7 protein-coding genes are annotated in these 10,000 nt (G+C 46.1%); 4 read left to right on the top strand and 3 right to left on the bottom strand.

What is annotated here, in order from left to right:
• On the bottom strand, nucleotides 1–737 hold a 737-nt coding region (locus LDL40_RS03910), incomplete at its 3' end, for an efflux RND transporter permease subunit (RefSeq protein WP_300993819.1).
• 9 nt (nucleotides 738–746) lie between these two features.
• Entirely contained in the window at nucleotides 747–2,006 is a 1,260-nt protein-coding gene (locus LDL40_RS03905) for an efflux RND transporter periplasmic adaptor subunit (protein WP_300993817.1), read from the bottom strand.
• Between the two features lie 465 nt (nucleotides 2,007–2,471).
• On the opposite strand from LDL40_RS03905, the gene LDL40_RS03900 reads away from it, so the two are divergent.
• Both LDL40_RS03900 and LDL40_RS03895 read left to right on the top strand, forming a co-directional pair.
• Nucleotides 2,472–3,101, top strand: coding sequence for a TetR/AcrR family transcriptional regulator (locus tag LDL40_RS03900; protein ID WP_300993816.1), 630 nt, complete (start codon nucleotides 2,472–2,474; stop codon nucleotides 3,099–3,101).
• Between the two features lie 141 nt (nucleotides 3,102–3,242).
• The gene (locus LDL40_RS03895; protein ID WP_300993814.1) at nucleotides 3,243–4,178 is read left to right on the top strand and encodes a sensor domain-containing diguanylate cyclase; all 936 of its coding nucleotides are present in this window, start codon (nucleotides 3,243–3,245) and stop codon (nucleotides 4,176–4,178) included.
• 51 nt (nucleotides 4,179–4,229) lie between these two features.
• On the opposite strand, the gene LDL40_RS03890 is transcribed toward LDL40_RS03895, so the two are convergent.
• A complete protein-coding gene (locus LDL40_RS03890) occupies nucleotides 4,230–6,827 on the bottom strand; it encodes a TonB-dependent receptor (protein WP_300993812.1) in 2,598 nt (865 codons plus the stop codon).
• Between the two features lie 340 nt (nucleotides 6,828–7,167).
• On the opposite strand from LDL40_RS03890, the gene LDL40_RS03885 reads away from it, so the two are divergent.
• Nucleotides 7,168–8,898 carry a phosphoethanolamine transferase gene (locus LDL40_RS03885; protein WP_300993810.1) on the top strand — a complete coding sequence of 577 codons (1,731 nt, stop codon included), beginning with the start codon at nucleotides 7,168–7,170 and terminating at the stop codon, nucleotides 8,896–8,898.
• Between the two features lie 209 nt (nucleotides 8,899–9,107).
• Nucleotides 9,108–10,000, top strand: an 893-nt coding sequence (locus LDL40_RS03880; protein WP_300993808.1) for a porin, incomplete at its 3' end; no start/stop codon positions are given.

The raw sequence follows: 10,000 nt of genomic DNA, 5'->3' as shown, positions 1-10,000 counted from the left end.
TCCTGTTCTGTGGTTAAACGGCCTTTGACGTTGATCAGAATTTGGAAATCACTGTCACCGGCTGGCTGAGCACCTAAAGAACCTGCTGCAGCTTGTTGGTTTTGTTCACGGATAGCTGCTACTACCTGAGCTGGTGATAAACCAACAGCTGAAACTTTATTCGGATCCAGCCAGATACGTAAGCTGTATTCGCTGGCACCAAATAAACGCACTGCACCTACACCTTCAATACGGGCCAGTTCGTCTTTCACGTTCAGCGCCGCATAGTTTGACAAATACAACATATCGTATCTGTCATCCGGTGAAGTTAAATGCACCACCATAGTTAAGTCTGGCGAGGATTTCTCCGTCACTACACCTAAACGTTGTACTTCCTGCGGCAGACGAGGCTTAGCGCGGTCAACCCGGCTTTGTACCTGAGTCTGAGCCCGGTCAACGTCAGTACCAATGGCAAAAGTAATGGTTAAGGTCATACGGCCATCTGATGTGGCTTGAGAAGACATGTACAACATGTTCTCCACACCGTTAATTTCCTGCTCTAAAGGCGAGGCTACAGTGTCTGCTATGACTTTAGGGTTAGCACCCGGATAGTTAGCCGTCACCACTACGGTAGGCGGTACAACTTCTGGGTATTCAGTGATGGGCAGTTGCCACACTGCAATGGCGCCGCCGATAAAAATCAGCAGCGACAGTACGGCGGCAAAAATAGGTCTTTTGATAAAAAATTGCGATAACATATCCGTTCCTTAACCCTGATTAGCTGCTGCTTGCACAGAAGCGGCTTGTTCTGCCGCCGCAGTAAGTTCTTGCTTGCTGTCTGCTTCTAACTGCTGTTGTTCCGCTTTTAAACTGGTTAATTGTTGGCTAGTCGCCATCTCAACCAGTTTAGGCTGGATAGTCATGGATGGACGTACACGTTGCAGACCGTTGACTACAATGCGGTCATTGGCTGTTAAACCTTTGCTGATAATGCGCAGACCGTTGACCTTTTCACCTAAAGTGACAGGGCGGTATTCCAGCTGATTTTCGTTATTGACCACCAGCACAAACTTGTTATTTAAGTCTGTGCCTATGGCTTTGTCATCGATCAAAATGCCCTGATAAGCATTGCTACCCACCAGTTTTAAACGGGCGAATAAACCAGGGATTAGCTTGTTATCGACATTTTCGAAAGTAGCGCGGGCACGGATAGTACCGGTCTGCGCATTGATGCTGTTGTCGATAAAGTCGATGCTGCCGACATAACCAAAGTCACTGTCGCCTGCCAATGCCATATAGACAGTATTGTGGGCTGTGCGTTGTTCCGCTCTGTTGCCTGCTGCGGCCAGTTGAACATACTTCAGGTAGGTTTGTTCATCAGCATCAAAGTAAGCATACATTTTGCTGGTACTGACCAGGGTGGTCAGTTGACTGCTACCGGCCTGAACAAAGTTACCTGCAGTGATTTGAGCGTAAGATACCCGGCCTGAAATAGGAGCTTTAACCTGAGTGAAAGACAAATCCAGTTCAGCACGTTGTAAAGCGGCTTTGACTGAAGCCACAGTAGCGGCTGACTGCAGTTTACGACTCAAACGGGTGTCTACCACTTCTTCAGAGATAGCCTTTTGTTTTTTCAGCTCTGCAGCACGACGGTAATCGTTATCAGCCAGCTTCTGCGCTGTTTCAGCATTGGTCAGCTCTGCTCTTAAACGTGCAACTTCAGCAGCAAAAGGGCGCGCGTCAATCTGAAACAATAAGTCGCCTTGTTTGACTAAAGCGCCTTCAGTGAAAAATACCTGCTCTATGTAACCAGAGACACGAGGTACTAAGGTGACTGTTTCCGGAGCCTGTAAGCGGCCGGTGAATTCATCCCATTCGGTAATTTTTTCATGTACTACTGTGGCTACATTAATTTCCGGCGCTGCCATAGCACCCGGAGCTGCGCCTTCCGGAGTGCCACAAGCGGATAACACTAAGGCGGCGATGCTTCCCAATACAAAGGTACGAATAGTGCTGTTGCTGCTCATGACATTTTCCTCGTTCAGTTCGATCAATAAAAAATTTGGTTTCAACTTCTGTTGTACAAACTAGTTTCATCTGTTAGTTTTGTACTGGTCGGTAAATATATAGAAGTTCAGGTTAGAGTCAATCATTATTTTGTACCGATCGGTAAATAATTTAGAGTCTTTCCATTCAGCTCATACATTTTGGTTATAAGCCTCAGTTTGCCGGGTTGGCAGAGGGGACTGCTGCAGGGGTTGCCAACCTGAATACAGCATAAGGTGGGACTTGATTTTGCTGAATATCTAAAAACCGCCCCGAATTGCCTAAAACTATTTTGCTGCTTCAGTGTCTGAGTTTAGGTAGGTAACTGGTCTGTCAAGATAAGTTGCTATTATACAGATTAATGTACCGATTGGTAAATATTCCTTTCTGGACATGTGCTGCCAAGCAGTTTAAGCTAGTGCATCCTTTTTAATCCGGAGTCTGAAATGTCAGCATCAGCGGTTACAGCAGCGCCAACAGTGGGACGCCCGCGCGCTTTTGACATGGAAAAGGCCTTACAAAAAGCGCTGGAAGTGTTCTGGCGTAAAGGTTACGAAGGCGCCTCGTTGCCCGATTTATGTGAAGCCATGGGTATTAACAAGCCTAGTTTGTATGCGGCCTTTGGTAATAAAGAACAGCTGTTTTTGAAAACTATCGAACTGTATGAGAATCGCCCTTGTGCGTTTTTTTATCCTGCTTTGGAAAAAGAAAGCTCGTACGAAGTGATAAAACACATGCTCTGTGGGGCGGCGAGCAGTAATGCCGATCCGGAGAATCCGCCTGGTTGTGTCATAGTGCAGGGCGCTCTTGCCTGTAGTGAGTCGGCCACTTTTGTCAAAGAAGCTCTGATTGCGAAGCGCCGTGCCGGAGAGGTTGCTTTATGTGCTCGGCTGGAGCAGGCCAAAGCGGAAGGGGATTTACCGGAACAGTCCGACCCTGCAGCTCTGGCGCGATACATACTAGCGGTTATGCAGGGTATGGCGGTGCAAGCGACCAGCGGTGCTAATTGCGCTGAATTAAAACAGGTTGCTGAAACTGTATTGAGCGCCTGGCCAGGTAAGCGCCCGCAGCTTTGACTGCTAATCTTCGGTAAAAGGGACTATTTATAGTCCCTTTTTTATTTAAACCTCTGATCAAATTTAAGTTTCACAATCTTCTGTGGCACTCTTAATTCCCTCTGCTAGTGTTTAAACACAGGTGTTGCGGCAGAGGTTGTTATGCCATTCTCTCAGCAGATGTTTCAGAAGAAATTACTGGAATTTATAGAAGTCTGTAACGATGGTTACGCTATTTTAAGTGCCGATGACGAGATGCTTGGTTGTAATCAGGCTTTTGCTGGTATTTTTTATCAGGATCAGCGCAACATAGTAGGGATCTCCTTTGATAACTTGATGCGGCTGTCGTTTCGTGAAGGTAAAGGTGTACGGTTTGCGGCTGATAATATTGAAGACTGGCTGGCTTTAGCTAAACAAAAAAGACGGCAAAATCCATTTCGGTTATTTGAAGTGGACTTAACGGATGGCCGTTGGTTTTTGATGTCTGAACAAATTCTTCCTTCCGGCGAAATGCTGATCCAGGCCAAAGAAATTACCAAACAGAAAGTGCTGGAACATCAGCTGTACAGCAAAGTTGAAAGCTTAAGTGAATTAGCTCTGACCGATGAGCTGACTAAAGTAGCGAATCGCCGCTGCTTTGTCGATTCTGTCGAAGCTGAGCTGGCGCGCTGTCAGCGCTCAGAGCAGCCTGCTGCGCTGTTGTTGCTGGATTTGGATTTTTTTAAATCAGTGAATGACACCTATGGCCATCAGGCCGGTGATGAGGTGCTCAAAGCGACGGCCAACCGTATAAAAAAAGCTCTGCGTGAATACGATATATTTGGCCGTATTGGCGGAGAGGAGTTTGCCGTGTTTTTGTCGGAAACCGATCCTGCCACAGCCTTACATGTGGCTGAGCGGATCAGAGTGATTCTGGCGGATTATCCCATTAAAGCCGGCAGTGCTGAGTTATGCGTTACTACCTCAATAGGCATTGCGTTAACTCATGGTGAAAGTGCCTTTGAGGAGCTGTATTTGCAGGCTGATTCGGCGCTTTATATGGCAAAACGTAATGGCCGCAATAGGACCGAGTTGTTTTCGCTACTGGCGGAAGAGTAGCGGGATTACACTAAGAAAGGCCAGCGATTAAGCTGGCCCCGGGTTTCAGGATCAGAACTTATAGTTCACTTTACCGTAGATGTACTGACCACGAGGGTTGTACATACTGGTGACATAACCATACAAATCACCATCACCGTCACCTATAGCGAACGGCGGATCTTCGTCGAACAGGTTATTGATACCAATAGTGATTTTGGTTTTTTCATTCAGGTTATAATAGCCCTGAACATCAACCAGCACCTGAGCCTTCACTTTGCGCGATTCATTGTCTTCGAAGTCTAAAGCACCATCAAAATCTATATCAGGTGTATCTTCAAACTCTCCAACATAAGTCAGCACAGTAGCAGCGCCCCAATCGTTTAAGGTCCAGTCCGCAGTACCGGTCCAACGATTTTGTGGGTAACGGTATTCACCAGTGTAATCCTGACCGTCTTTTTCGAAGTTGTTCAGGTAGGTGTATTCCAGGTTAAATTTCAGTTTACCTAAGCTTTCTAAATCCATTTTGTAATGACTGGATAAGTCGATACCATCGGCTTTCTGAGTACTGACGTTAAAGAAGGTGTTATTGATCCTGTCCAGTTCACCTAAAGTTTGACCCGGTAAAGGCGCACGACGCACGCAGATAGTGCTGTTCTGATTACCACATTCTGCGGCATAGACATCACCAAAAGGTACTTCGTCAATTTTATTGTCCTGAGTAATACTCCAGACGTCCACACTGAAATCTAAATCATCTGTGGCTTGCCAGATAGCGCCAATGTTCCAGCTCTCAGACTCTTCAGCCTCTAAGTTAGGGTTACCGGCAAAGACTATGGTGTAGTCCGTTGAAGCACAAGCAGGGTTTGCCGCATCAGGAGTGGGGCAACGGAAGGTATCTACAAAGAATTGTGATTCCTGTGAAGGGCCTAAACCTACCTGCGCCAGAGACGGGGCTCGGAAACCCTGACTCCAGGACGCTCGTAAAGACCACTCATCTGTTGGAGTAAAGTGGAAGGCTACTTTTGGATTGGCTGTACCACCAAAATCGCTGTAATGGTCGTAACGTTCGGCCAATTGCATTTCCAGGTTTTCCAGCAGCGGCACAGAGATTTCGACATATGCCGCTTTTTGTGAACGGCTGGCGGCAGCGGACACAGACTCAGTACCAAAAATTAAACCGCGCTGGAACTGATCATCCGGTGTATCACGGGCATCCTCTTTACGGTATTCGATACCTGCAGCCAATGAAACAGCACCGTGACTGACATCAAACAATTCGCCACTGATACGGGCGTCTGCTGACGTCATATGAGATTTACCACGACGTACTAAACTGGTGGTGATCGCATCAATTACAGATTGTGGGTTCTGTACGCCACCAAACGGATTGTAACGGCCTGCATTAATTTCTTGTTGCAGGAAGTCAGTGCGTACCCAGCCTTGTGACTTGTCACCGGTTTGAGAGGAAGCGCTGCGGCCTTTTTGCACTGCAGTTTCCCAATCCCAGTTATTGATTTTGCCACGTAAACCGGCCAGTACACGTAAGGTGTCAGAAGTGATATCCCAACGTCTGTTGCCAGCGTCTACAGTACGGTAACGGCTGATTTGAATATCTTTACCAAAAGGATTATTCGGATGTGTACCCGGTACTGTTAAACCTGCACCTTCGTCTAGTGGTGTCGCTGCGCCACCTGCAGTGGATGTATTGTGCTGGGCTGCAACTTCGGCAAACAGCTCCACATCGTCATTCACATCGCGGTTCATACTGAGGATAGCACCTAAACGCTCAGCTTCAGGCAGAGCAATGGAGGAAGGGCCATAATCATATAAACAGGTTGCACCTGCACGCTGATCCGCCGGGCAACCAGGATCTATGGTGACCACACCATCAACGATAAAACGACCAGGATAGCCACGTGAAGAACGGAAATCCTCACCACCATAAGGGGTCTGGTTTGCGGTACCAAAACGGCCTAATTCATAGTTATCAATCTGAGAGTTGCTGAAGTAATCCAGGATCAGCGTTGCGTTGCTCTTGTCATCACCTGTACCCCATACGGTTGAAAAGGTCTTTTCATTGTAATTCGGGCCTGTAGTGCCACCAAAACCTGCGGTTACGTCAGTACCTGTGAAATCTTTGCGCAGTATAATATTGACTACACCTGCAACAGCGTCTGAGCCGTAAATGGCTGAGGCACCATCTTTTAAAATATCGATACGCTCTATTGCCGCCATTGGGATACTGTTGATATCCACAAAGCTGTTCACTATACCTTCGGCAAAAGGACTGCTGGCAACACGACGACCATTGATCAGCACCAGAGTCGCATCAGCACCAAAACCCCTTAAGCTGACAGCTGCGGCGCCATTTGCTGTCGAGTCCTGGCTATTACCTCTGGTAGAGAAGGTGCCTGAACCTGCGGCTGGCAAACGCTCCAGTAACTGTTGCAGGTTATCAAAACCCGACTTGTCGATATCGTCCCGGCTGATGATAGTGACAGGCGAAGGGCCTTCCAGATCCGTTCTTTTAATGTGAGAACCTGTGATTGCAATGCGTTCAACATCTTTACCATCGTCAGTTTGTTGAGCGAAACTTTGTCCGCTGAACAGCACTGCACCTACGGCTAAAGCGCAGCGGCTTAATTGTATTATTTTGTTATTATTCATGTTTTCTTGCTTCCTAGCTGGATTTTTGTAGTTGCATTCTTTATAAGTATTAGAATTACCCAATAGAACAGGGCTGTTAAGATATAGTACAAATTGAGCTTGCTTGTAAATAGAATTCAACTATGAAAGTTGTGATAAATTGCATTGATTTGTAACGAAAATCTTTGAATGTGCGGCTATTTTCTATTTACCTCATGGACGGGAAACTATCTGGCTCTTGATTCTTTTATTTCCCGGTCTTTTTCCTTCACAACAGCTCTGGTAAAAATGACAAAATGCGCTCAGAATCCAAATTTTTCAGACCAGCCGCATTTTGAGAAGTGAGCCCGGAGGCTTTTTGGTGAACCAGTCGTTATTGTATTCCTTATGTCGTATTTTTGCTCTCGTAGTTTTTTCCGTGTTGTTACTGTCGCCGGTACTGGTGCAATGGCCAGAACAGGATCTGATCCCCTATCTACAATGGAAACTAATAGCTGCCGTCTGGTGTTACATGCTGGTTTTGTCATTATTCCGAACTTTGTGGCCAGGTCTGGTGTTGTTATTGCCTGCTGCAGTACTGGTGCCGCAGGAAGTGTTTTACCTTTTAACTTATCAAAAAAATACTGATGCGCATGCCATAGCTATAGTGGCGGAAACCGATCTGAATGAAGCTTTAGGTTATCTGACGGGGATTGGCATATTTTTAGCGCTGGCTGTGCTGGCCATAGTGTTGCTTTGGTGGTATCTGGTTCGTAGTGCCTGGCAACGTAAATGGAGTTGGGAGGCTGGTGTCAGACCTGCCATCTGGCTGATTTGTTTTGGAGTTTTGGTGAGCCTGAGTTGGAATGAATGGCAATATCAGCAAATTAATAAGGCGAAACAGCGGACAAATCCTGAAGAAAATGTCTTTGTGCAACGCCCGCTGCCTTACAGCTACGAAAAGTTTCACGGTACCTATCCGCTGAATATGCTGTTGGCCATAAATGAGTTTGTTAAGCAGAAACAAGCTGTCGCTGATGTGGCGCAAAACGCGGCTTCTTTTAAGTTTTCAGCCCGGCAGCAGACTGTGCCATCTCAACGTCAGATCTATGTGTTGGTGATAGGTGAAACCTTAAGACCAGATCGCTTACAGATTAATGGATACAACAGGCCAACCACACCCCGTCTGGCCGGGACCACAAACTTGATTAGCTTTACCGACATGATCAGTCCGTGGGCCTGGACCAGAATGTCAGTGCCTGTGATCCTGTCCCGCAAATCCGCCACTGATCAGCGTTATTTTCCGCTGGAGCCTTCGGTAGTTGCGGCATTTAAAGAAGCGGGTTTCAGTACCAGTTGGTTATCTACGCAAAGCCCGTTAGGAGTACATGACTCTTCGATAGCTATACATGCCAGCGAAGCGGATCAGGTGCAATACCTCAATCCTGTGGGTTACAAAAAAGAAGGTTTTTATGACGATATTCTCTTGCCGGCCTTTGAGCGGGTGTTGAAGCAAAATCAGCAAAAACAACTCATAGTGTTGCATACCTTAGGCAGTCATTTTAGTTATGCTGACCGCTACCCACAAAATTTTGATTTATTTACTCCTTCAGGCAAAGGCCAGGCTGTGAGTATGCACGATCAAAAAAGCAAAATTTTGCTAAACAATGCCTACGACAACAGCGTGGCTTACACCGATTTTATTTTGTTTAGTTTGATTAAGCAGTTGGAGCAAAGTCAGAGTATTAGTGGCTTATTTTTTGTCTCGGATCACGGCGAAAATATTTTCGACGGTCAATGCACTAAGAGTGGTCATGGCCATAATACCGAACGTGATTACAGAGTGGCTTCTATGTTGTGGACCTCAGACGCCTACAATATGCTTTACCCACAGAAAAAGGCCTTGGCGGAGCAACGTCGTGCTGAGCCATTGAGCACTACCAGTGTATTTCACAGTATGTTGGATCTCGCCGACATCCGGTATCCGGAGCAAAAACTGCACAAAAGTTGGCTGAATCCGGACTGGCGCCCATCACCACGTATATTGCAGCACGGCCTGGACTTTGACAAAGCCAAAAGAACCGGACTCTGTCAGGAGTTAAAAGCTGATTAGACTGTCATAATATTGTCATCTTATAGTCATAAAATAGCCTTCGAAATGTCATGTGTTCGAAGTTTTATTGTCATATTTCAATAACTCAGTGCCGCACCACCTGACAAATAAATGGCGGCAAAAGCTGGACTTTTGCTACCAATGGTTATAATTCAGCTAAACAGAAGCCCTGTTGTTAGCCCTAAGTCCCTACCACTAAGGAATAAATCATGTTTGCAAAAACTTTCTTAAGTATTGCATTGGCTTTAAGTTGTGTTGCAACTGCACAGGCCAAAGATTGGGAAATCTATGGAAAAATTAATGTGTCAGCACAGCAGTCTGATGAGGGCGAAGGATCGTTCGGCGAATTAAAAAGTAATGCTTCACGTTTTGGTATTCAGGGAGATTACGCTCTGGAAGATGGCTTGACTCTGGTTTATCAACTGGAGTGGGAAGTGGACCCATCGGATGAAGCCAATGAAAAAAATATTAAATCCCGCAACCAGTTTATTGGGTTACAGGGTGTTTTTGGTACTGTCACTGCAGGTCGTCATGATACGGCACTGAAAATGTCGCAAGGTAAGGTGGATTTGTTTGGAGACTATGAAGCCGATATTAAAACCTTATGGAAAGGTGAAAACCGTATGAGCGATTCGATTGCTTACAGTTCCCCTTCCTTTGCTGGCTTTAAACTGATGCTTAGTCATGTGATGGAAGATGAGGCTGACGCAAAAAGCGCTCAATCTTATGCCTTGGTCTACGGTGATGACAGTTTAAAAGAATCAAACTGGTATGCGTCCATAGCGATGGACAGTGAGATGAATGGCTACGATGCAACCCGCGCCACAGTTCAGGCAAAAGTTGCAGGTTTTAAACTCGGTGCTATGGTGCAACAGCAGGAAGAAGTCGTCAGTGGCAAAAAATCTGATGGGTATCTGGCGAATATTGCCTACCCTCTGGATAAGTGGGAATTAAAAACCCAATATCAGACGCTGGAAGATGACAATGGCGTTTCTGTTGGCGCTGATTACAAACTAGGAAAAAATACTAAATTGTTTGGCTGGTACAGCAGCTTTGATTTTGACACCAAAGTGGACAGCGACTACCTCGCTGTAGGCATAGA

Origin of the sequence: Rheinheimera sp. (genome assembly GCF_020217005.1) — a bacterium.
Classification (GTDB): Bacteria; Pseudomonadota; Gammaproteobacteria; order Enterobacterales; family Alteromonadaceae; genus Pararheinheimera.
The sequence above is the reverse complement of the archived record's forward strand: the minus strand, read 5'-3'. Positions and strand labels throughout refer to the sequence as shown.

What these genes read in the sequence shown, in the direction of transcription:
- LDL40_RS03905 (WP_300993817.1), bottom strand. Translation starts at nt 2,006, where the DNA reads ATGAGCAGCAACAGCACTATTCGTACCTTTGTATTGGGAAGCATCGCC.
- LDL40_RS03900 (WP_300993816.1), top strand. Translation starts at nt 2,472, where the DNA reads ATGTCAGCATCAGCGGTTACAGCAGCGCCAACAGTGGGACGCCCGCGC.
- LDL40_RS03895 (WP_300993814.1), top strand. Translation starts at nt 3,243, where the DNA reads ATGCCATTCTCTCAGCAGATGTTTCAGAAGAAATTACTGGAATTTATA.
- LDL40_RS03890 (WP_300993812.1), bottom strand. Translation starts at nt 6,827, where the DNA reads ATGAATAATAACAAAATAATACAATTAAGCCGCTGCGCTTTAGCCGTA.